This is a genomic window from Paenibacillus solani (assembly GCF_050475945.1).
Taxonomy (GTDB): Bacteria; Bacillota; Bacilli; order Paenibacillales; family Paenibacillaceae; genus Paenibacillus_AQ; species Paenibacillus_AQ solani_A.
In genome coordinates, this window is sequence record NZ_JBCMXJ010000016.1 from 64,124 (window position 1) to 88,043 (window position 23,920).

At 46.8% G+C, this 23,920-nt stretch carries 24 protein-coding genes; 1 reads left to right on the plus strand and 23 read right to left on the minus strand.

What is annotated here, in order from left to right; genetic code table 11:
- Nucleotides 1-184: 184 nt before the first annotated feature.
- Nucleotides 185-943, plus strand: a complete 759-nt coding sequence (locus ABEQ74_RS18860) for a class I SAM-dependent methyltransferase (protein WP_430123676.1) — start codon at nucleotides 185-187, stop codon at nucleotides 941-943.
- A 66-nt stretch (nucleotides 944-1,009) separates the two neighbouring features.
- Here ABEQ74_RS18860 and ABEQ74_RS18865 read toward each other — a convergent pair whose 3' ends face one another.
- The 23 genes from ABEQ74_RS18865 to ABEQ74_RS18975 form a co-directional block, all read right to left on the minus strand.
- A complete protein-coding gene (locus ABEQ74_RS18865) occupies nucleotides 1,010-1,597 on the minus strand; it encodes a histidine phosphatase family protein (RefSeq protein ID WP_430123677.1) in 588 nt (195 codons plus the stop codon).
- A gap of 24 nt (nucleotides 1,598-1,621) precedes the next feature.
- Nucleotides 1,622-2,224, minus strand: a complete 603-nt coding sequence (locus ABEQ74_RS18870) for an anti-sigma factor family protein (protein WP_430123678.1) — start codon at nucleotides 2,222-2,224, stop codon at nucleotides 1,622-1,624.
- Entirely contained in the window at nucleotides 2,221-2,814 is a 594-nt protein-coding gene (locus tag ABEQ74_RS18875) for an RNA polymerase sigma factor (protein ID WP_053488756.1), read from the minus strand. The genes ABEQ74_RS18870 and ABEQ74_RS18875 overlap by 4 nt, the downstream gene beginning before the upstream one ends.
- 687 nt (nucleotides 2,815-3,501) lie before the next feature.
- Complete coding sequence (locus tag ABEQ74_RS18880; RefSeq protein WP_430123679.1) at nucleotides 3,502-5,325, minus strand: ABC transporter ATP-binding protein; 1,824 nt, start codon at nucleotides 5,323-5,325, stop codon at nucleotides 3,502-3,504.
- 278 nt (nucleotides 5,326-5,603) lie between these two features.
- Nucleotides 5,604-6,164: a TlpA family protein disulfide reductase gene (locus ABEQ74_RS18885; protein ID WP_430123681.1), complete on the minus strand. Its 561-nt coding sequence runs from the start codon at nucleotides 6,162-6,164 to the stop codon at nucleotides 5,604-5,606.
- Nucleotides 6,161-6,667 (minus strand): MauE/DoxX family redox-associated membrane protein, encoded by a 507-nt coding sequence (locus ABEQ74_RS18890; protein WP_430123682.1) that lies wholly within the window; start codon nucleotides 6,665-6,667, stop codon nucleotides 6,161-6,163. The genes ABEQ74_RS18885 and ABEQ74_RS18890 overlap by 4 nt, the downstream gene beginning before the upstream one ends.
- Nucleotides 6,668-7,643: 976 nt before the next feature.
- Nucleotides 7,644-8,732: a prephenate dehydrogenase gene (locus tag ABEQ74_RS18895; protein ID WP_430123684.1), complete on the minus strand. Its 1,089-nt coding sequence runs from the start codon at nucleotides 8,730-8,732 to the stop codon at nucleotides 7,644-7,646.
- 54 nt (nucleotides 8,733-8,786) lie between these two features.
- A complete protein-coding gene (hisC, locus tag ABEQ74_RS18900) occupies nucleotides 8,787-9,884 on the minus strand; it encodes a histidinol-phosphate transaminase (protein ID WP_430123685.1) in 1,098 nt (365 codons plus the stop codon).
- A gap of 41 nt (nucleotides 9,885-9,925) precedes the next feature.
- The gene (gene trpA / locus ABEQ74_RS18905) at nucleotides 9,926-10,732 is read right to left on the minus strand and encodes a tryptophan synthase subunit alpha (RefSeq protein WP_430123686.1); all 807 of its coding nucleotides are present in this window, start codon (nucleotides 10,730-10,732) and stop codon (nucleotides 9,926-9,928) included.
- Nucleotides 10,729-11,925, minus strand: coding sequence for a tryptophan synthase subunit beta (gene trpB, locus ABEQ74_RS18910; RefSeq protein WP_430123688.1), 1,197 nt, complete (start codon nucleotides 11,923-11,925; stop codon nucleotides 10,729-10,731). Before trpB ends, trpA begins: the two co-directional genes overlap by 4 nt.
- Nucleotides 11,922-12,596 (minus strand): phosphoribosylanthranilate isomerase, encoded by a 675-nt coding sequence (locus ABEQ74_RS18915; protein WP_430123689.1) that lies wholly within the window; start codon nucleotides 12,594-12,596, stop codon nucleotides 11,922-11,924. The genes trpB and ABEQ74_RS18915 overlap by 4 nt, the downstream gene beginning before the upstream one ends.
- Before the next feature lie 14 nt (nucleotides 12,597-12,610).
- Entirely contained in the window at nucleotides 12,611-13,420 is an 810-nt protein-coding gene (gene trpC, locus ABEQ74_RS18920) for an indole-3-glycerol phosphate synthase TrpC (protein WP_430123690.1), read from the minus strand.
- Nucleotides 13,410-14,450 carry an anthranilate phosphoribosyltransferase gene (gene trpD, locus ABEQ74_RS18925; RefSeq protein ID WP_430123691.1) on the minus strand — a complete coding sequence of 347 codons (1,041 nt, stop codon included), beginning with the start codon at nucleotides 14,448-14,450 and terminating at the stop codon, nucleotides 13,410-13,412. Before trpD ends, trpC begins: the two co-directional genes overlap by 11 nt.
- Before the next feature lie 18 nt (nucleotides 14,451-14,468).
- Nucleotides 14,469-16,022 (minus strand): anthranilate synthase component I, encoded by a 1,554-nt coding sequence (trpE, locus tag ABEQ74_RS18930; RefSeq protein WP_430123692.1) that lies wholly within the window; start codon nucleotides 16,020-16,022, stop codon nucleotides 14,469-14,471.
- Between the two features lie 356 nt (nucleotides 16,023-16,378).
- Nucleotides 16,379-16,753, minus strand: a complete 375-nt coding sequence (gene aroH, locus ABEQ74_RS18935) for a chorismate mutase (protein ID WP_430123693.1) — start codon at nucleotides 16,751-16,753, stop codon at nucleotides 16,379-16,381.
- A gap of 3 nt (nucleotides 16,754-16,756) precedes the next feature.
- Nucleotides 16,757-17,851 carry a 3-dehydroquinate synthase gene (gene aroB / locus ABEQ74_RS18940; RefSeq protein ID WP_430123694.1) on the minus strand — a complete coding sequence of 365 codons (1,095 nt, stop codon included), beginning with the start codon at nucleotides 17,849-17,851 and terminating at the stop codon, nucleotides 16,757-16,759.
- A 1-nt stretch (nucleotide 17,852) separates the two neighbouring features.
- The gene (aroC, locus tag ABEQ74_RS18945; protein ID WP_430123696.1) at nucleotides 17,853-19,022 is read right to left on the minus strand and encodes a chorismate synthase; all 1,170 of its coding nucleotides are present in this window, start codon (nucleotides 19,020-19,022) and stop codon (nucleotides 17,853-17,855) included.
- Between the two features lie 169 nt (nucleotides 19,023-19,191).
- Nucleotides 19,192-19,992, minus strand: coding sequence for a CheR family methyltransferase (locus tag ABEQ74_RS18950; RefSeq protein WP_430123697.1), 801 nt, complete (start codon nucleotides 19,990-19,992; stop codon nucleotides 19,192-19,194).
- A gap of 37 nt (nucleotides 19,993-20,029) precedes the next feature.
- Complete coding sequence (gene ndk, locus ABEQ74_RS18955) at nucleotides 20,030-20,473, minus strand: nucleoside-diphosphate kinase (RefSeq protein WP_053488769.1); 444 nt, start codon at nucleotides 20,471-20,473, stop codon at nucleotides 20,030-20,032.
- A 103-nt stretch (nucleotides 20,474-20,576) separates the two neighbouring features.
- A complete protein-coding gene (locus tag ABEQ74_RS18960) occupies nucleotides 20,577-21,551 on the minus strand; it encodes a polyprenyl synthetase family protein (RefSeq protein ID WP_430123698.1) in 975 nt (324 codons plus the stop codon).
- Nucleotides 21,552-21,696: 145 nt separating this feature from the next.
- Nucleotides 21,697-22,299 (minus strand): UbiX family flavin prenyltransferase, encoded by a 603-nt coding sequence (locus ABEQ74_RS18965; protein ID WP_430123699.1) that lies wholly within the window; start codon nucleotides 22,297-22,299, stop codon nucleotides 21,697-21,699.
- Complete coding sequence (locus tag ABEQ74_RS18970) at nucleotides 22,299-23,171, minus strand: UbiA-like polyprenyltransferase (protein ID WP_430123700.1); 873 nt, start codon at nucleotides 23,169-23,171, stop codon at nucleotides 22,299-22,301. Before ABEQ74_RS18970 ends, ABEQ74_RS18965 begins: the two co-directional genes overlap by 1 nt.
- Nucleotides 23,164-23,916: a demethylmenaquinone methyltransferase gene (locus ABEQ74_RS18975; protein WP_430123701.1), complete on the minus strand. Its 753-nt coding sequence runs from the start codon at nucleotides 23,914-23,916 to the stop codon at nucleotides 23,164-23,166. The genes ABEQ74_RS18970 and ABEQ74_RS18975 overlap by 8 nt, the downstream gene beginning before the upstream one ends.
- Nucleotides 23,917-23,920 lie beyond the last annotated feature (4 nt).

Here is a 23,920-nt window from a genome sequence, read left to right on the forward strand (position 1 = left end):
TTCTACAACTAATACGATGTAATATTGCATAAACGAAGGTTTTTACTACAACGAGGAGGAGTCAGCGAGTGAGAAATCCAGAACATGAATTATAACTAGGAGCGAATAGCATCCGAGGACCTCCAGCAAGAGCAGTTCAGTTGATGACACTATACATTACTATTTGCTTGGAGGTAATTCAAAGATGATCAAAGACCCTGCATTTTTAGCCTTTATTCAAGAAACGGAACAGCATTTTTCAGGATGGGACTTTTCACGCATCACTGCTTCAAATCGCATGCAGTCCAGCGCCCTCCCCTGGTCTTTAGGCAGCATGGTGATCCCGTTGATGCGAAAGTCTTCAACGATGCTGGACATGGGTACGGGCGGCGGAGAATTTTTATCCAGCCTCCAGCCGCTCCCGCATACCGTTTATGCAACCGAAGGGTATAAGCCGAATGTACCGATTGCAAGGCAAAAACTCGAACCACTTGGTGTAAAGGTTGTTGATTTTGAAGAAGATACTTCGCTTCCGCTGCAGGATCATTATTTCGACCTTATCATTAATCAGCATGAATCCTATTACGTCGCGGAAATACGAAGAATTCTGAATGAGCATGGCGTGTTTGTAACCCAGCAAGCAGGAGGAACTGATTGTTACGGAATCAACCAAATGTTCGGTGTCCCGTTGAATGAAGAGTTTGCTAATTGGAATTTGACCACCGCTGTCCAAGAACTGCAGAACCACAAGTTCAACGTGTCCTTCAGTCGAGAGGACTTTCCGCTGCAACGATTTTTTGACATCGGCGCACTGGTCTATTACTTAAAAGCAATCCCTTGGCAGATCCCCGACTTTACAGTGGAGCGCTACCTTGAGCCGTTACTTCGTATTCATCATATCATTGAGAGTAAGGGGTATTTCGAGGTTCAGCAGCATCGGTTTATTATTATCGCAGAAGCGTAGTGTTCATTGAAGTACAACAAGAAGGAGCCTTCCCTGAGAGGAAGGCTCCTTCTGCTGCTTACAATATTAAGATTGCTTCGTCATCAAATGCTTGGTGCAATTAAATAGTAGTGGCGCCCAATCATCTTCTGTTCTCTCCAAAACGGTTAGCGACAGATTGCCAATTCGCTCGCTTAAAACGCCTCGGCACACTAGCTTGTATAGCTGTGCTAAAAAGCCACCATGACTAACCACCAGAATATTCGCTTTCGGGTGCTTAAGTCTCATGTCATCAAGAAAAACCAGTCCCCTAGACTGTAATTCCAGATCCGTTTCTTGCCCTAGGTCCTGCAAATGCCAATCAGTACCGAAGCGTGCCTCTCTCTCAGTGGCCGTTAATCCCTCAATCTGGCCATACCTGCGCTCGCGCAAACGGGAGTCAGGAGGGAGCAGCGGAATATTCAACATGGAAGAAATAATCTTTGCTGTCTCTTCAGCCCGGGAGAGACCACTGCTAATCGCAAAATCCCAGCGATAAGGCTCTTGCAGGAGCCTTTCTCCAAGTAACCGAGCTTGGTGACGACCTTCTTCGTTAAGCGGAATATCCGTTTGACCTTGAATTTTGCCTAAGGCATTCCAGTCTGTTAATCCATGCCGGACCAAGCCGATTTGCATGACACCTCTCCTCCATCCTTCGTTTTATCTTCTAATCCGGTTTAGTCTTGCCAGGAAAAACAAAGCGAAACCAATACCCAGCAGGGATAAAATCATCCAGTACTCCGGTTGAGTGGGATTCATATCGACCACAAACGGGTCAATAATGCCGCTGTTGGTTTTCGGGATTTTGTAATCGTCTTTAATTTTGAGTCCTTGGGGTGTGTCAGCCATGCCCGTTGGCATAATCCCTGTCGTGACCGCTTCCGGGGCGGACTCGGGCTGGTTGCCCGTCACCGCAAAATAGACGACGCTGCAAACAAACAATGCCAGAAATCCTGCAATCATGAGAGTCAACCGTTTACGGAACACCCGGCTCACCGCACGGCTTTTGGAGGTCTCCTCCACCAGCCATGGGAAATCACGATAAATGCGGTCCATCACATTGCGATTGATCTGTTCAGCGTCCATATCCGGAATCTCATGCTCCAGCTCATGAAGCATATTCTGACTATCCGTCCACATCTCATATTCCACCGCACATGACTGGCAGGTTTGAACATGCGCGATCAGCCGTTGTCGCCGCAGATCATTGTCAGGCAAATCCCAGACAGTTTCCATCAGCTCTTGGGCTTCATCGCAGGTCATCTACTCTTCATCCCTCTCATATCCTCAAAGACCGGCTCATAAAAATAAGGCTCGAGCTGGATTTTGACACTGCCACGGGCTCTGAATAACAACGACTTGACCGAACTGACACTTTGACCCAAAATATCTGCGATTTCCTGATAATCCAATTGATCGTACTCCCGAAGAATCAGTGCTGACCTCTGTTTCTCCGGCAAATTATTAATTGCTTCCCTAACCATATGTACTCGCTCGCTGCGAAGAATCGCTTGTTCCGGTGCCACCTCCGGTGGAGCGACAGGTACGACCCCGCTTTCTTCCAGAGGCAATGTTCCGCTGCGATGCTTTCGTAGTTCGCTCAGTACGGTATTGCGTGCAATGGTGTAAAGCCAAGTCGAGAAGGATGCATCGACCTCACGGAAGGAATGCAGACTCCGAAAAGCCTTATAAAACGTTTCCGAACATAAATCTTCAGCCATAAGCTCCATGTGCGAGCTCTTCAACATATGATAGACAAACGCCAATATTTTTCTCTGATAACGCCGCATTAATTCTGAATATAATTCCGTATTGCCTTGCTTAATTTCTTGTATTAACTGGGAATCCGTCATATGATTTATCGTTCCTCCTTCACCCACCGGTGCCTCTTCCTTAACCTTGTGCTTACTTCAAGGCTGCAAAATCAAGGATTTGCAAAAGTACCGTCAAACCATATATAGTTACGCCTCATGATGTCTGACTATTCTATGTATATGGCAATTTCCCCAAATCTTCTACACTAGCACTCTAGCATTATAGCACATATTGGTGAAAAGTTCAGGTTTGTGCCAGCAGCTTTTCCAGAGATTGAAAGATAGACAAAAAAAATCCGCCTTCAACATTGAAGGCGGCTGCACATTGTGCAATATTTTGGATAGGAGTGGAGACTCTTATCCTGAAGCTGTAGTTTTTTATCAGTCTGGTCGGGCAAGCGATTGCCTAAAGCCTGAACCAATGGGAAAAGCAGCGGCATAACTGAAAGATAGACGGCTTTAGGCCGCCAACAACTGAAGCGAATGCTCGATCAAACCTTTTCCCCCTATAATGATGTTGAGATTAAATCCCTGGCAAATTAACTGCCGAATTGCAATTCACAGGAAAACGCACACGGATAGTCCTTTCCTCTCGCAATACCAAGTACATGTCGGAAGAACAAAATTCATGTATCGTACACATTAGAAGGCCCCCTTTCAAGAAACGTATATAGTTAAAGACAGAGGCTTTAACTTTTGGCAGAGACATCTATCCGTTAACACTAACTAAGCAGTATACCGTTTGGCCTGCGTGTTAAACATTTCGGCGTAAACCCCGTTAGATCTTAGCAATTCATCATGGTTGCCTTCTTCAATAATTTCACCGTTATGCATGACGAGTATTTTATCAGCATGCCTGCAGCTGCTTAAGCGATGCGAGATCATAATAGTTGTTTTGCCCTCATAGAGCTTGGCGAAGTTGTCATAAATCTCAGCTTCCGCTCTTGGATCCAGAGCGGCTGTTGGCTCATCGAGAATGACCACTTGAGAATCTCGCATAAAAGCTCGGCTAAGCGCAATTTTTTGCCATTGTCCTCCGGATAGTTCATAGCCATTGTTGAACATAGCCCCCAGCTCCGTATCAAGACCATTGGGCAGCTTCATGAGTTTAAGCCCAGCTTTGACTGATGCCTCCTCAACTAAAGCATCATCATTAATGCGCTCATGTCCCATTGCAATGTTTTCGCGGGCAGTCATTTGATAGCTTACAAAATCTTGAAAAACAGCTGACACGTTATCTCGCATGCTCTTCGAATCAATAGAACGGATATCAATTCCATCAAACCGAATCGTTCCATGGTTCGGCATATACAGTCCGAGCAAACATTTGACCAGTGTACTTTTGCCGGCGCCATTTTCCCCTACAATTGCGATTTTTTCCCCTGGCTTGATTGAAAAACTAATTCCCTTCAGCAAAGGCGAAGTATGGGTAGCGTAGGTAAACGATAAGTTGTCGACTTCAATGCGATCCGTTAACCGGCGAGGGAATTGTTCCGTTCGCTCGGTTGTATTCTCTTCTTCGAGATCTATATAGTTTAGAACTTCGCTTACGAATAAGGATTCTTCGTAAATGCTGGCTATGGCAGTCCCAAGACTCATAACCATGCCCTGTATTTGAGCAAGCGCTTGGGTGAGCGAGACATAGTGACCAATTGTCAAAGAGCCGCGCATACCGAACAAGATGAGCACGACGATGACTGCAATATCCATAAGAGATTCGAATAAATGAACCAGCAGCATACGGGAGCCTGCTCGTTTTTCTAGTTCGTAGCGTTCGTTTGAAGTTTTCCAGAAAAGAGTTTTCCATTTGGAGATTAGATAAGAAATAGGATTGTACACACGAATTTCTTTAGCGGCGCTGCGGCTTAAAATCGTTTGCAGCAAATAATGGGTTTTTCTTTGCTCAGGTGTTTGAAGAAGCATTTGATAAAATTTTTGTCTGCCGAAATAGGTATTGACGAAAATAGTAGGGATGATCATGAGAAGAACAACGACCGCCAGTATCCAGTGAAAGGATAATATAATACCGATTAAACCGATCAAGGAAATACAAGTACGTCCGGCATCCGACAATAAAGTAAATATTTTAAAGCCTTTAAGATCCAGACCGAACGTAGTTCGCTCTAACTGATCATAATAGTCTGCACGGTCAAAGTAGCTCAAAGGCAGCTTTGATGATTTTTCCATTAAGAGTCTTTCAAAATGGTATTTCAGCTTTTGTTGGGCCCGCAACGCTATATTGGATTCGAAATACGAGCATATTCGTTCAGTTAGTACAACGATCACTTGCAGCGCCAGCAGCTGGAAAGCGGCAGTTAATAATTGCTGTTGACCAGCAAATATTTGTGTAACAGCGTCGACTAATTCCTTAATAATATAAATTTGAACAACCGGTATGAGAGATAAAATTGCTTTAATAAGGAGTAGAAGCAGTGTCGGGCCCGGTATGACCTTAAACATAATTGGCAAGAACCGGCGGAATACATCTATTACGACATGCTTCTTATCTTTAAAAGAAGGGTTCGTGTTGTTGAAAGAAGTGGTGTGCACCGTATCCACCTGCGCCTTCATAAATATAAGTGAAGAGCGGAATCCGCTCTTCACTTTGTTGTTACGCGATTAGCATTCCCCACATGCTTTAGGTTCAGTATGAGTATGTCCTAATCCGCAATTATACTGATGAGTACCGGAGTATTTCGGTGCCGATCCTGGGCATCTATTGCAATAAGTCACCAATTGACACATAACATTCACCTCCTTTCATGCTAAGTATATATAGTGAAAGGCAATTGCCCTTACTATCCGAATGAATGGCTGGAATCTATCTATTAAGACACCTGGAGGTAATTTCCCTTATTAAGCAGCATCAAAAGCTGCTCTTCTTCTAAGATAACGCTTTTGGCAATAACCTCTCCTTGAGGAGAGAGATAATAGAAGAAAGGGGCGTAACTCGTCTGATATTCGCTAATATCTGATATAGGAACAACAGGCATAGTCAGTTGATAATTATGCATATTTTGTATGACATCTTCTTCTTGTCCTTCACTCAATACTATAATCTGCAGGCTATGAAATTTTTTATTGTACTTTTCCAAAATAGGATAAGTAACCTTGCATTGGTTGCAGCTAAGCGAAGTAACCGCTATCAAAAATCCGCCGTTAGCTGGAATTCGATTGAGATTAATGGAGCCTTTGTTCACCGTTCTAAATTGCATTTGTGGAAACCGCTCTCCCTGAGGAATGCCGTGATCTTCATGTATAAGTGTATAGTCGTTGTTTTCAACTTTAATAGGCCGCGCTTGCTTGGTTTTACTTACTTGAATGAGCAAGTAGGTTTGCATAACGACAATAAACCATAAAACAAGATAAGAAATTTGGAATAGGCTCATGGCTGGGCATCCCCTTTGAACAAATGTATATTTTTGAATAACAGATAAATCATTAATAGTCCAAGAGATAGCCCAATACCGCCAATCAACTCGGTTGTACCCATGGAAAGAAGGTGAGAAGCACCGTTCATTGCAAAGCCTGCGAGCGAGACTAGAAATAATGGAGCTGCTTTTCCTATCGTGCCCCAACCGAGCTGTTCTTCGCTTGCTTTGCCAAAGCAATTGCACGGCACGTCCAGCTTCTTATGAATTGAATAGGCTGCCACGAAGCAAAAGGAAAGAAATAAGAGCAGAGAGCCTATTTCTCCGATTGATCGAGTCGAGTCTATTAATAGTAATGCTGCAATAATGATTTCAAATGCTATAACCAGCCAAGTCGTGTATAAAGGAAAACGTAATTTCTCAATCGTTTTTTTGAAATCTTTGTAAGAAATGATTTTACTTATAGCCGAATACAATAATATCGTTGATAAAAATATTGATATCAACAAATTAATATCCATATTCCCCTCCCCTAAATCCCAAATTTGTAATTTATTCCTTGTTCAAATCATATAATGGTCTTATATAAGATATCAACCATTTTTTGATATAATTATTAATATTGGTAATAATTACTCATTCTATTCACTTTTTTTTCGCAAAGGGTAATAAGGTAGTATTGACTTCGATTTTTTATTTGAATGTGTCAGAATTTATAATGGAAAACGACAAATGATGATGCTATATCGTTTTTTTCATTCTTTATCTCCTTCATTTTGTGCCTTGTTTGTCGTATTGCCGCAGCGTTTTGTCATTCCCACTATAGTAGCGCTCATTAAATCACATCGAAAATAGAGACGGAGTGTAATATGAAGTTCGACAGCTAAAAACAAAGAAGCCCATGAATGGATTAGTGTAAAATGGAAGTCAGAGATATCGTCACTCGACGATTGCACGAAAGGTTGTTCGGGGACAGAACAATAATACTGCAAAGCTGAGACTGCACATGAAGCGTACTGGAAGCGAAGAGCGCGGAGTGTGTCGCCATGTAAGTTCATACCCGATTGAGGCAAAGAGCTGCGTGAGAAGTTGGAGCAGACTTGGTCTCCGAAGCTGTTAGCCGATAAGCGACATATGGAAGGCAAAGCTTTTGTATGCTTTAAGACGGATCTACCGTTGGCTCTACGACGGTAGACTTACCATTTCCTAGACGCAAGGGCTACGAGACAAAGGTAAGCGGCGCAAGGAGCTAGCTATATGTGGAGGCACTCGGGCGGAGATCGCTAAAAAGCATACACGAAACTCAAAAGAAATGAGATTCCGTTTTTGACAAAAAAAAAACCACTCCGAGGAGTGGCCAGCTTTCATCTAGAAAGCTACAAGTTTTGGATAGGAGTGGAGAGAAACCATACTGTACTTTTATTATATGTATACGTTTACATTCTGTCAATACTGAAAACGCATTTATTTCCGGTTGTTTTAAACAACCGGAAATTATCACTGGTACACCGAGTGTCCTTGGGATAAGAGCAACTCTTTTGCCCGCTCCTGTTCCACTTCATTGCGGAAGGATAATCTCATCACACCAGGCACATCTTCCCGACTCTCGATAATTTGCATATTACTGAGGTTGATGCTGTTCGTTCCCAAATCTGTTGCAATGCGGCCGATGATACCCGGATGGTCAGGCACATCGAGATACAGATCATACTGAGAAACAATCATCCCTTTCCGCCGCTCAGGAAGGACGCTGCGGAATTCACCCGCTCTGCGGAAAGCTTCTTCAATGGCGGAGCCGTCCTTTTCCTCCAGCATGTTCATAAATTGCTGGATTCCCTCATTCCAGTCACGGAGTAACGGCAGCATGACATTACGATTATTTAATAGAATATCGCGCCAAACAACAGGATCACTGGATGCAATCCGGGTAATATCCCGAAAGCCCCCGGCAGCAAGTGTACGATACAACGGATTATCGTCATTGTATGCACTAATCTGATTCACCAAGGCCACTGCGATAACATGGGGCAGGTGACTGATCGCTCCCACGATCTCATCATGCAGTCTCGGTTCAACCTGCACGATATGCGCACGGGTATAAGATAGGAGCTCAATAAGGATGTCAAGCTTCTCCCGAGGGACTTCTCCTGGTGGAGTAAGCACATAATAAGCATTCTCGAACAAGACCGTAGAAGCGGCTCCTACGCCGGACCGCTCCGAGCCAGCCATCGGGTGTCCCCCGATAAAATAGGCATCCTGAAGAGCTATTCTGGACGCGCACTCGGCGATACTCGCTTTAGTGCTGCCCACATCCGTAATGATACATCCTGGTTTTAACGATATTTCGCTTAAACGTTTCATATATAACTCAAGACTGCCTACCGGCACGCACAAAAATATGACGTCTGCATTCTGTGCTGCTTCTTCTACCGAGAGTGTCACCTTATCTACGACACCCTTGGCAGCCACCTGGTCGGCATACTCTTGGGTATGGGCATAACCGGTAACGGTTATGCCTGGTTTTCCTTTGAAGCATAAAGCTAATGAACCGCCGATTAAACCGACGCCGAAAATTGAAATATGCATTGTCATATTCTCTCTCACTCGTTTCAAGCTGCGATTATTGTTGCATCATTAATATTAGGCTGTTGCGTTTAATTCGTTGAGCACTTGTTCCAATGCCCCGATAAATGCTTTGTTCTGTTCTTCCGAGCCAACCGTGACGCGAATATAATTCGGATACACTGCAAATCCCGGACGCACGATAATACCTTTTCTAAGCAAGGAATTAAATACTTCAGCACCCGGCTTTTTCACATCTACCATAATAAAGTTCCCGTTCGCTGGGAAATAAGACAGACCCAGACGATCAAACTCCCGTTGAATATAAGTGATTCCCTCGGCATTCAACCGTCGGCATGTCGCTATAAATTCCTGATCCTTGAGAGCTGCCATTGCAGCTACTTGTGCAAGACGCCCGGTATTAAACGGCTCACGCACCCGGTTAATCAAAGAGATCACCTCTTGCTGGCCTATGCCATAACCAATGCGAAGGGCAGCCAAGCCGTAAATCTTGGAGAAAGTGCGCAGGATCACCAGATTCGGATAACGTTCCATTAGCTTGATGCTGTCCGGATATGCTGCATCAGTTACATATTCATAATAAGCTTCATCGAGTACAACCATCGTACGGGCAGGAACTTCATCGAGGAAGGACACCAGTTCACTCTCCGAAACGATCGTACCAGTTGGATTATTCGGATTACATACCCATATGATTTTGGTTTTGTCAGTAACAGCTTTCGCCATAGCCTGCAGATCATGTTTACCGTCAACAAGCGGTATTTCGATGCTTACAGCACCTTCAATGTCCGCGTTGGTTTTGTATACCGAGAAAGTCTGGTCCGCCATGATGGTCTCATCCCCCGGCTCCAGAAACGCACGGATAATCAAAGCGATAATCTCGTCAGATCCACAGCCAAAAATAATCTGGCTTCGCTCTATTCCCAGCTTCTCGGCAAGAGCCGCTGTTAACTCAGCTGCACTGCCATCCGGATACAGACTGAGCGCTCCCAATTCGGCGGTAATCGCTTCGGTTGCCTGCGGAGAGCATCCATACGGGTTCTCATTTGAGGCCAATTTAATGACTACATCCAGACCTAATTCCTTTTTGACTTCCTCAATCGGCTTTCCGGGTTGATAAACAGGAAGATTAACGATTTGCGCTTTCGGTTTCATTTAATATTCGCCTCACCTTTCTATACTGCCATACACAAGCACTATCCTATTAATTGTGCCACAAACTCTCTAATTTGCAAAAGCCCCTGCTCACGCGTGTCTTCCTTCTCAAGCAAAGGAATATTGGACTCGACCTGGCGCACGATCGCGCTGCCGACAACCACGCCATCACAGATTTTCGAAAATCTGGCTACTTGTTCCTGTGATGAGATGCCAAAACCGATCACGATAGGCACCTTGCTGTATCGTTTCACCGTTTCCAGGAAATTATCTACGCCTGAATAGAAGTCGGTGCGTTCCCCTGTCACGCCAAGCGAAGATACACAGTAGACAAGGCCAGTTGCTTCCGAAACAATGCTGGCAATCCGCTCATGAGAAGTGGGTGCCACAAGCGGAACCAGATGTATTCCTGCTGCATGAGCAAGGGATCTGATCTGTTCGCATTCTTCCAGCGGGAGATCTGGAATAATTAAGCCGCTGATATCATGCTTCACTACTTCCTCGAAGAAAGTATCGAATCCAGTTTGAAGAACCGGATTATAATATGTGAACAGAATGAACGGCAATTGGCTTCCTCTTTCCCTAGCCAAGCGTGCGGTTTCCATCGCCGTACGGATCGTCACTTTGTTCTTCAGCGCACGTTCCGAGGCACGCTGGATGACCGGGCCATCCGCAAGCGGATCAGAATAAGGAACGCCGAGTTCAATAATGTCAGCTCCGGCACTTTCAAGCTCTAGAATAATATCCACCGTAGTTCTAATATCCGGGTCTCCTACTGTCAGATAGGGCATCATTGCGGTCTTGTTTTGCTGTTTTAAAGACGCAAAGGTCTGATCAATGCGATTCATTCCGTTTTCCCTCCCGTGTAAGCCATAATGGACTCCACGTCCTTGTCACCGCGGCCGGATAAATTAATCACGATGATATCGTTCTCCGTCCATTCAGAAGCCATCTTTACCGCTTGTGCCACAGCATGTGCGGATTCCAATGCCGGAATAATACCTTCTGTACGGCAAAGCAGCTGCAAGGCATCCAATGCTTCTTGATCTGTTATAGGTACATACTTCACTCGTTTAATATCTTTTAAATAGGAATGCTCCGGGCCTACACCGGGATAATCGAGACCGGCCGAAATGGAGTGTGCCTCTTGTACTTGTCCGTACTCATCCTGCAGCAAATAACTCATCGATCCCTGGAATACACCTTGGGTCCCCTTGGACATCGTAGCAGCATGAAAATCGGTATCGACTCCTTTACCTGCTGCTTCGACGCCAATCAAACCGACTTCCTTATCTTCAAGAAACGGATAAAACATGCCGATCGCATTGCTCCCCCCCCCGATCGGTGCAAGAATCGTGTTTGGAAGGCGTCCTTCCATCTCCAAAATTTGCTTGCGTGTCTCATCACCGATAATTCGCTGGAAGTTCCGCACCATCATCGGATACGGATGCGGTCCTACGGCTGAGCCTAGTACATAGAAGGTATCCTCGACGTTGCTGACCCAGTATCGCAGCGCTTCATTACCAGCATCCTTCAGCGTGCGGCTTCCGGACGTGACCGGAATGACTTCAGCTCCAAGCATTTTCATACGGAATACATTCAATTGCTGGCGCTTGGTGTCTTCCTCGCCCATGAATACTTTGCATTCAAGTCCCAGCAAAGCAGCTACGGTTGCTGTAGCCACGCCATGCTGCCCTGCACCCGTTTCGGCTATAACCTTGCCTTTGCCCATGCGCTTGGCCAATACACCTTGGGCAATGGCATTGTTGATTTTATGCGCACCCGTATGGTTCAAATCCTCACGCTTGAGATATATTTTAGCCTTGCCAAGATGCTGACTGAGTCGTTCAGCATAATATAGCGGTGTTTCCCGTCCGGAATACTGTTTTAACAAATAGGCGATCTCCTCTTTAAAAGCAGGATCCTCAGAAAAACGGTTATATTCTTGCTCAAGCTCTATTAAAGCGTTCATCAGTGTTTCCGGTACAAACCGGCCTCCAAACACTCCGAAGCGTCCATTACGGTCAGGAAGTTGTGTCATATCCCCTTCACCCTTTCTACGAATGCTGTCACTTTGTTTATATCTTTCACGCCCGGCGCACTCTCCACGCCGCTGGATACATCCACACCGTATGGGGCGTATTGGTCCATTAGTTGCGTTATATTGTCCGAATCAAGTCCGCCGGCTACGAATAAGGGAATTCCCTGCTGCTTAGCCCACTGCTGGTAAGGTGGGATCAAATCCCAGGCAAATGTTCTGCCTGACCCACCGCCATAAACCGGATCGTAAGTATCGATCAGTAGTCCGTCAATGCAGCCCGCATACGATTGCAGTGCTGACAGTCGTTCCATTTCGGGGCGTTCGCTCTCGATCGATACCGCTTTAAATACGGAAACCGGGAAGCGCTCCTTCACTTCCCGGCAAAATTGCGGAGATTCCTGTCCATGCAGCTGCACGACATCGAGTTTCGCTTCTTGCAAGAGCACTTCCAGCTCCTCCAAATCAGGGTTAACAAAGACGCCGACAGCGGAGGGAATATTGTCAGTTTCCCACTCCTGCAATACTTGCAGCAGCCCCGCAGCCTGCTGCGGCGATACCTGCCGCCGACTCTTGGCAAACACAAATCCGATATAATCCACAGGTAAGTTTATCATCGATTTTAGCACTTCAACGCTTTGAAGTCCACATATTTTTAGAGCTGTAGTCATCATCTTGTGTCCCCTCTTTATTCTGTGTCCACGGTGATCGGCAAGGGTCCCATTAGATCATTCACGGCCCGGAACACATCAGGCTGACGCATGAAATGCTCTCCTACCAGAACACCGTGTGCCCCCACATAATGCAGATAGGAAATATCCGCAGGCCCCGAGATGCCGCTCTCACTGATTAAAGTAACTCCTTTTGGTACTTGCGCCGCAATGTCCGCAGTTGTTTGCAGCGATGTTTCGAACGTCCGCAGATTACGATTATTAATCCCGATCAACTGTGCTGTCCCTAAACCTAGGACGGAATCCAGTTCGGCTTGATCATGGACCTCAATCAGGCAATCCAGACCGATGGAACCGGCGATGTCCATAAACTCTGCAATTCGCTTTGGCTCTAATATGCTTGCGATCAAAAGCACCGCATCGGCACCAAGAAGGCGCGCTTCATAAATTTGTACCGGATCGATAATGAAATCTTTGCGCAGCAATGGAATACTGACTGCAGCTCTTACGGACTTCAAATATTCTCCACTGCCCTGGAAATACTCCTTATCTGTCAACACCGACAGACAATCGGCATCGGCTGCTTCATAAGCTTTGGCGATCATGACCGGATCAAAGTCAGGCCGGATCAATCCTTTTGATGGCGAAGCCTTCTTCACCTCGGCGATTAATCCCATGCTCCGTTTTCGTCCAGTAGACAAAGCCTTCTCAAAACCGAGAGTCGGAGGTAAATCCGCTATCTGCCTCTCTGCCTCCGAAATGCTCAATGTTTCTCGGAGCTCGGCAACCTCTCTATGCTTCGTTTCTACAATGCGATCAAGATACATAACTCATTTCCCCCGTTCTTGAGATCAACTGCTCCAGCTTGGACTGAGCCAGCCCTGAATCGATAGCCTCTGTTGCCCGCTGCACACCTTCGGCCAAACTATCCGCAAGCCCCGAAACATAAATGCAGGCGCCTGCATTAGCCAGGACGATATCCCGATATGCACTGCGCTCACCGCGCAGTACGGATCCAATGATTGCTGCGTTTTCTTTGGCATCGCCGCCTAAAATATCACTCATCGGATGAACCGACAAACCTAATTCGTAAGGATGAATATCATATGTTCTGACTTCTCCGCCGCGCAGCTCGGATACCCGCGTCGGTGCTGAAATACTAATCTCATCCAAACCGTCATGACTGGTTACCACCATGGCTCGTTTCAAGCCCAGTTCTTTAAGCACCTGTGCGATGGTTTCCGTTTTATTTATATCGTATATCCCCAGCATTTGACGATCGGCTCCCGCCGGGTTGGTCAGGGGACCGAGCATATTAAATACAGTTCGAACCCCAAGCTCTTTGCGCGGTGCAGCTGCGTGCTTCATGGACGGGTGATAGATCTGTGCAAACAAGAAACAAATCCCAATATCCTCCAAACAGGCAGTTGCCTGCTCTGCTGTCAAATGGATATTCACACCAAGCGCTTCCAGCACATCTGCGCTTCCCGCTCTGCCCGATGCAGAACGGTTGCCATGTTTGGCCACTCTAACCGAAACAGAGGAGGAGATAATGGCGGACACGGTCGAAATGTTAAACTTGTGAATACCAGAGCCTCCGGTTCCGCAAGTATCCAGCAGTCTGTTCCGCTCGGTAACGACACGCCCGCCAGCGCCTCTCATGGCTTCAGCAAATCCGGTAATCTCTTCAACCGTTTCTCCCTTCATTCTCAGGGCTGTAAGCAGCGCACCGATTTGTGAGTGAGTAGCCTGACCTTCCATAATGGACTGCATAACCCCACGGGATTCATCGCGGTTTAGGTCTTGACCACTAATCAGCTTTGAAAGACTGGATTGCATCGTTTCCATTGTGTTCATAAGATTCTCCTCCTTCAGTTAAGGTGTATATTGATACAGATAATCCTGGTTTATTAAGTCATTACCGTGCGAGCTGGACGGAAACATCGCTTCCGCAACACGAATCGCCTTGAGCATCCCTTTGGCTTTATTCACGGTTTCCTCATACTCCATCTCCGGCACCGAATCCCATACGATGCCTGCTCCTGCCTGCACATAAGCTTTACCCTGGCGAAAAACGATGGTGCGGATCGTAATACAGGAATCCATGTTGCCGCCGAAACCTAGATATCCGATGGCTCCAGCATATGTGCCTCTAGCTTCCCGCTCCAGCTCTGCAATAATTTCCATCGCCCGGAGTTTTGGAGCCCCGGATACAGTTCCAGCAGGCAGACAGGACAGCATCGCATCGAAGAAATCTTTATTCTCGCTCAGTTGTCCCGATACGCTGGATACTACATGCATGACATGAGAGTATTTTTCAATCTCCATGAATGTCTGGCACTTCACGGTGCCAAACTCTGACACGCGGCCCAAATCATTGCGACCCAGATCTACCAGCATAAGATGCTCAGCGCGTTCTTTCTCATCCTGAAGAAGCTCTTCAGCCAGCGCCTTGTCTTCAGCCTCATCCCGCCCTCTTGGCCTTGTACCCGCGATCGGTCTTGTTTCTAGCCTGCGTCCATCCACTTTCACCAAGGCTTCAGGCGATGTGCCGACGATGATGTCATCATCCATTTTGAGATAATACATATAAGGTGAAGGGTTCAGCGTTCTCAGCACCCGGTATACGTGTAGCGGAGAAACATCAGTTTCGATATGAAAGCGCTGGGACGCGACCACCTGAAATATGTCGCCTGCACGAATATACTCCTTCGCTTTTTGCACATTCTCAATATACTTTTCTTTGGTCATATTGGATTTAATGTCACCCATATCAACATCGGCAGGAATGCTGCGGGAGTTCACGTTCTCTCTCGGTCCTTGCTCTTGCAGCTGCTCGGCCAAAGCTTCCAAAGTGCGGCATACGTCCATATAACTTTGGCGGATCGTGTCATCCGAATCTCCAGGCTTCACATGAACATTGCCGACCAACAAGATCTGCTGTTTAACATGGTCAAAGACTATCACTTGATCGCAAAACATGAACCTGATATCATCCATGCCGAGATCATCTATGGCATGCGCGGGAAGCTTTTCGTAATATTGAAGCAGGTCATATCCGAAAAATCCGATTGCTCCTCCGGTAAACGGAGGCATCTCCTTCAGCTGCGGGCTTCGGTATGTTCGCAGCAGTGCCTTCAACTCTTCAAGAGGGGAACCCTCCAGCAGGGATTTCTCACCCTTCATTTCAAGTTCGATTTTTCCTTTTTTGCCTCTTATCATTAAGAAGGGATCGGTTCCGATGAATGAATACCGCGCCCACTGTACGCCGCCCTCTACACTTTCAAGTAAAAATGCCCGCTCCCGCTCCGCATAACGTTGAAAAATACGAATCGGGGTTTCCATATCGGCTAACAGTCTGATCGCTACCGGAATCAGGTTGTATTCACCTGCCATTGCCACCACTTGCTCCATTGATGGATTCGCCATGTCAATCCCTCCTTAATGAGTGTATACAACAAAAAAACCTCTACCGAAGTAGAGGTTAACGATTAGAATAAGTCTATGGAAAAAGAGCACGGTTAAGATTCCCCCATCATATCCATTGATAAACTACAGCGGCTGTTGTTCAACTCCAAGTACAAGACGTGCCTGTAACCTTGATATGAACATGCTGTACTATTCATCAAGAAATCTGATTGGTTTCTTACCCGATTATGTTATGATCTAAAAATGTCTCAGCTCTTCTCAACTCAACTCATCTATAAAACCTAAACTCTACTCAGCTATTCTGATACTCACTATACAGGATGATACCATATTATTGCAACCCTAAATTGCAAAGATCAGGATTTGGATCCTGATAAATCTGGACGAAGCCGCTTGGCCTCATTCAAATACACATGCTTGATCTCGCTCTGGCTTTTATCCGTGTTGACCTGCACCATAAAACGAATACAGCGCGGCAGACTGCCTTGAACCGGTATTTCAACCGAACACATCAACGGGACAAGATCCCAGCCATCCAGCTGGCGTATCGCTTTGGCTGGAAACGTTGCATCCAGGTCCTGCGTCATCGTTATCCATATGTTGCTGATATATTCCGGCTCGAGCTCGTTGCGTCTCACCATCTCTTCAAGCAATTTCAGCGTTTCCTGCACAATCTCCTGCTCATCGTTACGAGTGACAGTTGTTGCCCCCCGGATTCCCCGATTCATCATGTACTATTCCTCTCCCTTCAACTGTTCAACCACCGATCGAACAGCTTCAACAGGCACATCCTTTACGATGCTGACCGAACCGATAGAATCTGGCACAATAAATACCATTTGCCCTTCGGCAAATTTTTTATCGTGCTGCATGGCGTCCATTATACCCTCAACCGGGACATCATCCGGCAAAATTACCGGCAGATTCACCGCTCTCAGCATACTAACCGTTTCACCGTATAAATCCGAATCTCTGCCCAGCATTTCAGCCAGACGTGCGGATCCCGCCATTCCTATTGCAATCGCTTCGCCATGGAGAAAGCGCCCGTAGCCTCCGACGGCTTCAATCGCATGACCGATCGTATGTCCCAAATTTAGGATGGCACGCAATCCGCCTTCGCGTTCATCCTGGGATACAACCTTGGCTTTAATAGCGCATCCCCGTTCAAGACCATAGATCAATGTATCCGGATCAAGATTTAGCAGCTTTTGGCCATTCTCTCGGCACCAATAAGCAAAGTCACGATCCAGGATCAAGCCGTGCTTCACCATTTCCGCAAGTCCTGAAGATATTTCACGCGGGGACAGTGACTTCAGCGTATTCACATCATAGACAACCATAACCGGTTGATGGAACGCGCCAATCATATTTTTCGCTAACGGATGATTAACCGCCACCTTGCCCCCTACGCTGCTGTCATGAGCCAGGATTGTGGTGGGTATCTGAACAAATGTCACGCCGCGCATATAGGTTGCCGCTACGAATCCTGCCAAGTCGCCCACAACGCCTCCACCCAGTGCGAATACAGCGGAGCTGCGGTCCAGCTTGCCGTTAATGGCTGTGGTCATAACTTCTTCATAGACCTGAAGCGATTTGGAGGATTCTCCCGCAGGAACAATATGCGTAATTACGGTGTAACCCTGTGATTGCAGACGTTCTACGGTCAGTTTTAAATAATGAGGAGCTACTTGATCATCCGTCACGATCAGATGCGGGCTTTTCCGGGTAATTCCATGCTTCTCGCTGAGTTCACCGAGAGTATCCAGAATTCCGGCTCCAATATAGATCGGGTAAGAACGTTCTCCCAGATCAACCTGAAGTGTTCTCATATTAGTAGTTCTCCAGCTGCTTCAGGTAATTCTGATAGTTGGCATGAATCTCTTCCATTGAATCACCGCCGAATTTCTCAAGAAATGCCTTGGCGACCTCCCAGGTTACAACATGCTCCATGACAACGCTGGCTGCCGGAACCGCACAGGCATCCGAACGTTCAACCTGAGCCGTGAAAGCTTCCTTTGTATCAATATCCACGCTTTGAAGCGGCTTATAGAGCGTAGGGATTGGCTTCATCACCCCGCGGACAACGATCGGCATACCGTTGGTCATCCCGCCTTCAAATCCGCCCAGACGGTTCGTTGCCCGGTAGTACCCGCGCTCTTCACTGTACATAATTTCATCATGAACTTGAGAGCCTCGCAGTTCCCCTGCCTCAAACCCGATTCCTACCTCAACACCCTTAAATGCGTTTATCGACATCACGCCTTGTGCAATGCGGCCATCCAGCTTACGGTCGTATTGAACATGGCTACCTAATCCAACAGGCAATCCTTCAATGATGCATTCTACAACACCACCGATGGAGTCGCCTTCTTTCTTGATCTCGTCTATGTAAGCTTCCATCTTCTTCTCGGTTTCTTCATCCACTACCCGCACCGAGGAAGCTTCCGTCCGCTCGATCAGCTCATCGATCGGCAAATTGTGTGGAGGTGCTTCGATCTCTCCAATCCGAATGACCTGACCAGCAACTTTGACGCCAAATTGTGCCAAGAACTGTCTGGCAATTGCGCCAACCGCTACGCGAACCGTCGTTTCACGAGCACTGGAGCGTTCCAGCACATTACGCAGATCCTTTAGATTGTACTTCAATCCACCGTTCAAATCGGCATGTCCCGGTCTTGGGCGATGCACTCTTCTCTTCGCCTCGTCATTGCCCTCGATCGGCTCCACATTCATGATGTTTTGCCAGTGCTTCCAATCGTTATTCTGCACAACGAGTGCAATCGGTGCGCCAGTCGTATATCCGTGCCGCACCCCTCCCAGGATTTGAGCGGTATCCTTTTCGATTTGCATGCGGCGTCCCCGCCCATATCCCTTCTGTCTCCGATGCAACTGAAAATTCAGCGCTTCGAAATCAAGCTCCAAATTACTTGGAAGTCCTTCAATTATGGTTGTCAACTGAGGACCATGTGTTTCCCCAGCAGTTAAAAAACGTAAACTCATGCTGCTTTTCCCCCTTTAGGCTTTTAAGCGTTAAACCGCTAAACTCCGTAAACATCTTCTGCTCATTATAGTATAGGTCCAACGCTTTGACAAGAATATGCTAAACGAGCAAAAGCGCCTCTCATCCTCAGGATTGAAAAGCGCTTTATGGCTCTTACAGCTCTATTAATTAAATTTTTCGGTAGAAAAAGGTTTCGTTGCTCTCCAAACCATATTGTCCCGGGTTAAAGATTTGCTCGGTACTACCAACGAACAGGAAGCCGCCAGGCTTCAGGCTAGCCGCAAATTTCTGATACAGCTTGTGCTTCGCACCTTCGGTAAAATAGATCATCACATTTCTACACACAATCAAATCATAACCGCTTTCAAATCGGTCCGTCAGCAGATTCTGCTTATGAAAAGAAACTTCCTTCTTCAAATTATCATTGAAGCGGTAAACAGATCCCTCTTCCTGAAAATAGCGGGCGGCCACTTCCGGAGGGACATCCTTCAATGACCTCTCAACATACAGGCCTTCTTTCGCTTTATGTAACGCGCCGTCATCAATATCCGTCGCCACAATGCGAGCACGGCTGAGCATCCTATTCTCGGACAGAATCATGGCAAGCGTATAAGGCTCTTCGCCCGTAGAGCAGGCAGCGCTCCATATTTTGAGCACACCGGGATTCTGCGCAGACAGAATTGGCAAAATTTTATCGCGAAGAACCTCCCAACGGTTCGGATTGCGCCAAAACTCTGAGACGTTGATCGTCATTCGGTCTAAAAACTCATGGAATAGCGGCTTGTCCTTCATCATGGCATCATAAAAGGCCGAAAAGGTTTCATAGCCCTTCTTCATTCGCAACGTGGTGAGCCTTCGCTTCATTTGCGCTTCTTTATAATCCGCCAGATTGATCCCCGTGCTTCGTTCGATGCTGCGAACAAAGCCGATATAATCCGGATCCTCCAGCACAGGTTCATGTTCCGTCATCGTATCATCCTGTTAACTATAGTATTCGCGTCCCGGATTACAGCCAAGGGGACAGCGTCTTGTTATATACAACCAATTCTTTCTCTTCAAAAAAATTAGCAATCTCGCGCTGGGCACTTTCCGGGGAATCCGATCCATGAATTAGATTATGCGGCGTATGGGCCGAGAAATCCCCACGAATCGTTCCTGGCAAGGCATCCTTCACATTCGTTTTGCCGATGACCTGGCGGGACAACGCGATGATGTCATCTCCCTCCCAAACCATGGCAAACACCGGTCCGGACGTTATAAATCCAACCAGATTATCAAAAAAATCCTTGCCATCATGCTCCGCGTAATGGCGCTTGGCCTGCTCGTCCGAAATCTGCATAAACTTTCCTGCTACCAGCTTGAACCCTTTATCCTCCAAACGACCGACGATTCGGCCAATAAGTCCACGCTGCACACCATCTGGTTTAACCATCAAAAAAGTACGTTCCATAGGCCCATCACTCCATCCTAGGTTATTGAACAAACATTTCATGCTCAGGTGATGTTACATGTTTGTACCCGTATTTTAACAGATAGCAACCTCATGAGTAAGGCTAATATGAGCGCTTGGTAATAAAATTTGCAATATCTCTAAGTTGTTTTTTCGTCTTGATGTCAGGCAAAGTATCCAATGCAGCCAATGCTTTATGGATATACCGATCAGCCAATGCTTCGGATCTCGGTACACCTTCACTTGAGGTTACAAGCCTTACGGCTTCAGACACATCACACTGGCCATTCAGCGCTCGGATTCGATCCAACTCTTGGAGCAACTGCTCTTTGCGCTTGCTGTCTTCTAGCGCAAATATGACAGGCAGCGTAATATTCCCCTGTCTCATATCGCTGCCAGGTGGCTTGCCGATCTGCTTCTCTGTGCCGCACAGATCCAGAAGATCGTCCTGGATCTGAAATGCCATCCCGACATTATACCCAAACCGGTACAGACTGCTCGCCACTTTACGGTCAGCATCGGCAGCCAGCGCTCCAAGCTGGCAGCTGATGGCAATCAGAAGCGATGTCTTGCGACGGATGCGGAGAAGGTATCTTCTGACATTTTGATCCGTATTAAAAAAATCTCGAATCTGTTCCATTTCGCCGATGGACATTTCTACCATGGCTTTGGCCAAAATCTGATGTATCTCGGGCTGCTTCAGACGGGTCGTCAGCTCTAATGCCCGGCCATAGATATAATCGCCTGTATACATGGCAATTCGGTTGTCCCATTTAGCCTTCACCGTCGGCTTTCCCCGCCGGGTGTCTGCATCATCAATTACGTCATCGTGAACGAGTGAGGCGCTGTGAATCAGCTCGAGCGGCACAGCTACATACTTCAGCTTATCAATGTCATAATTCCCGAACTTACCCCCCATCAGCACAAATACGGGACGAAGACGTTTGCCGCCTGCTCTAAGCAGATGTAATGAAGTCTCCGTCAGTTCAGGACTGTCACCTTCCACACTAAGGTAGAGCTCCTTCTCGATAACGTCCATATCTTTTTTTAATGTTCCGAATATGTCAAATCGTTTCATCTTTTCACCCGTCTGCTTAAATTCTCATTCCATAATTACAGGCCACTACCTGTAACGATCCGCAGGCCAAGTTCGTATTCGAACTTGAAGTATAAGCGTAACCCTTCCTGTTGTCGTTCGTCAACGTTATCAAGTATCGGCAGCTTTAGTCACCCCATCTGGTATACAAATGGTGGTCGATGCGCAGGCTGTCGAGCACCTTGCCGACCAGAAAATTAACAATATCATCAATCGTTTTGGGTTTATGATAAAACGCAGGCATTGCTGGAATAATTTTGACCCCAAGCTTGGACAACGTCAGCATATTCTCCAGATGAATCGCATGAAGCGGCGTCTCTCTCGGAACAAGCACGAGCGGACGGCCTTCTTTCATCATAACGTCGGCAGCACGCCCCATCAGATTATCGGAAGCTCCGTGTGCTACGGAGGATAACGTACCCATGGAGCACGGCATAATAATCATTCCTTCAACCAGGTAAGACCCGCTTGCAATCGTGGCACCGATGTCGGATATCGGGTGATAGATTACCCGCCCCTCATATCCGCCGAAATTCTCGGCCAGCATCTCTTCTCGGCTGGTGACCTGAAATCCCATTTCTTCTTTCAATACACGCCAGCCAGCATTGGTAATAACCAAATGCACATCGAAGCCCAGCGAGAGCAAGCTCTCCGTAAGGCGAACACCGTAGATGCTTCCGCTGGCCCCGGTTATACCGACAACCCAGCTTTTTTTGCGCTCGGAACTCATCAGGTATACCGCACCACCAAATCAATCAGCGTAAATACAAACAAAATGATGCTTAGTGTGCTGTTCATCGTAAAGAAAGCAGTTTGTAATCGGCTCATATCATTCGGCGACAAGATGTAATGCTGATAGAACAAGATCCCACAGGCGATGACCATACCAGCCAGATACCACCAGCCCACCGGCGTAACAAAGAAAAGAATGATGAAGCCGATCGCCGTTACGACATGAAACCCGCGTGCAAACCAGAGCGATTTATGTAAGCCGAACCGGGAAGGGATTGAGTACAGCTTCTCATCCGCATCAAACTTTTCATCCTGACAAGCGTAAACGATATCAAATCCCGCCGTCCAAAAAGACAGTGCAATATAAAATACGATCGCCTTCCAGTCGATTTGACCAGTTACAGCAACCCATCCGCCTAAGGGAGCCAGAGCTGTTGTTAGCCCGAGCACCAAATGACACAGCCAAGTAAACCGTTTGGTAAAGGAATAAATAATAAGCAGAAAAATAGCAATAGGCAGCAAACGAAATGCAAACGGATCCAACATGTACGTGGCCCAGAAAAACACCGCAAAAGACAGGATAATGAATAATATAACTTCAAGCGGCTTTAGCAGACCTGCAGGAATCGCCCGTTTTGCGGTGCGAGGGTTCTTGGCATCAATATGTCGATCCGCCAATCGATTCAATCCGAAAGCGGCGCTGCGTGCTCCGAACATTGCGAGAAAAATCCACCCAATATCTCCCCAGGAAGGCAATTGATTAAATACAACGGCCGATCCGAGAATCGCCCCCATAAAAGCGAAAGGCAGAGCAAACAACGTATGCTCCACTTTAATCATTTCAAGATACGTTCCTATTTTTTTAAACATCCAGATTCTCCTTGGTCCCAATATGTAAGGCTACGACTCCACCGGTTAAGGGATAGGCCTGGACTTGATTGAGTCCGGTTTGACGGAAAGCTTCGGCAAGCTCCTCACGGCCCGGGAATAAAGCCAGCGACTCTGGAAGCCATTTATACTGCTCATATCGTTTGGCTACCAGTTTCCCCATCCGAGGCATCACTTGTTGAAAATAAAAATAATATAGTCCTTTAAACGGCTGCCAAGTTGGCTTGGACACATCCAGGCATACCACCATCCCGCCAGGTTTTACGACACGCTTCATCTCCCGCAGGACCTGCATATAGTCCGGCACATTGCGAAGTCCGAAACCGATTGTGGCATAGTCGAATGATTCGTCTTCGAACGGCAGACTCATTGCATTTCCTTGAATGAGTTGAATCTGTTCGTCCAGTCCCTGCATGGCAACCTTCTCCCGACCAACCTTCAGCATCCCTTCACTGAAATCGAGTCCGACTATGTGGCCGGATTCACTTGCCTTGGCCATGCTGATGGTCCAATCGCAAGTTCCGCAGCATAAGTCAATCGCCGTATCACCAGGTCGCATGCCCATCTTTTTCATTGTGAATTTGCGCCACGCTTTGTGTCTCCTAAAGCTAATGACGTTATTCATCATATCATATTTCCCTGATATGCTTTCGAAGACGGAATGAACATACTCCTCTTTTGGGCTTTTGCCGTCATGCTTGCTCAGGCCCACTGTTTGATTATCCACTGTA

Bases quoted from the DNA above. Each gene is read 5' to 3' on its own strand.
- ABEQ74_RS18860 (WP_430123676.1), top strand. From the start codon at position 185: ATGATCAAAGACCCTGCATTTTTAGCCTTTATTCAAGAAACGGAACAG.
- ABEQ74_RS18865 (WP_430123677.1), bottom strand. From the start codon at position 1,597: ATGCAAATCGGCTTGGTCCGGCATGGATTAACAGACTGGAATGCCTTA.
- ABEQ74_RS18870 (WP_430123678.1), bottom strand. From the start codon at position 2,224: ATGACCTGCGATGAAGCCCAAGAGCTGATGGAAACTGTCTGGGATTTG.
- ABEQ74_RS18875 (WP_053488756.1), bottom strand. From the start codon at position 2,814: ATGACGGATTCCCAGTTAATACAAGAAATTAAGCAAGGCAATACGGAA.
- ABEQ74_RS18885 (WP_430123681.1), bottom strand. From the start codon at position 6,164: ATGAGCCTATTCCAAATTTCTTATCTTGTTTTATGGTTTATTGTCGTT.
- ABEQ74_RS18890 (WP_430123682.1), bottom strand. From the start codon at position 6,667: ATGGATATTAATTTGTTGATATCAATATTTTTATCAACGATATTATTG.
- ABEQ74_RS18895 (WP_430123684.1), bottom strand. From the start codon at position 8,732: ATGCATATTTCAATTTTCGGCGTCGGTTTAATCGGCGGTTCATTAGCT.
- hisC (WP_430123685.1), bottom strand. From the start codon at position 9,884: ATGAAACCGAAAGCGCAAATCGTTAATCTTCCTGTTTATCAACCCGGA.
- trpA (WP_430123686.1), bottom strand. From the start codon at position 10,732: ATGAATCGCATTGATCAGACCTTTGCGTCTTTAAAACAGCAAAACAAG.
- trpB (WP_430123688.1), bottom strand. From the start codon at position 11,925: ATGACACAACTTCCTGACCGTAATGGACGCTTCGGAGTGTTTGGAGGC.
- ABEQ74_RS18915 (WP_430123689.1), bottom strand. From the start codon at position 12,596: ATGATGACTACAGCTCTAAAAATATGTGGACTTCAAAGCGTTGAAGTG.
- trpC (WP_430123690.1), bottom strand. From the start codon at position 13,420: ATGTATCTTGATCGCATTGTAGAAACGAAGCATAGAGAGGTTGCCGAG.
- trpD (WP_430123691.1), bottom strand. From the start codon at position 14,450: ATGAACACAATGGAAACGATGCAATCCAGTCTTTCAAAGCTGATTAGT.
- trpE (WP_430123692.1), bottom strand. From the start codon at position 16,022: ATGGCGAATCCATCAATGGAGCAAGTGGTGGCAATGGCAGGTGAATAC.
- aroH (WP_430123693.1), bottom strand. From the start codon at position 16,753: ATGATGAATCGGGGAATCCGGGGGGCAACAACTGTCACTCGTAACGAT.
- aroB (WP_430123694.1), bottom strand. From the start codon at position 17,851: ATGAGAACACTTCAGGTTGATCTGGGAGAACGTTCTTACCCGATCTAT.
- aroC (WP_430123696.1), bottom strand. From the start codon at position 19,022: ATGAGTTTACGTTTTTTAACTGCTGGGGAAACACATGGTCCTCAGTTG.
- ABEQ74_RS18950 (WP_430123697.1), bottom strand. From the start codon at position 19,992: ATGACGGAACATGAACCTGTGCTGGAGGATCCGGATTATATCGGCTTT.
- ndk (WP_053488769.1), bottom strand. From the start codon at position 20,473: ATGGAACGTACTTTTTTGATGGTTAAACCAGATGGTGTGCAGCGTGGA.
- ABEQ74_RS18960 (WP_430123698.1), bottom strand. From the start codon at position 21,551: ATGAAACGATTTGACATATTCGGAACATTAAAAAAAGATATGGACGTT.
- ABEQ74_RS18965 (WP_430123699.1), bottom strand. From the start codon at position 22,299: ATGAGTTCCGAGCGCAAAAAAAGCTGGGTTGTCGGTATAACCGGGGCC.
- ABEQ74_RS18970 (WP_430123700.1), bottom strand. From the start codon at position 23,171: ATGTTTAAAAAAATAGGAACGTATCTTGAAATGATTAAAGTGGAGCAT.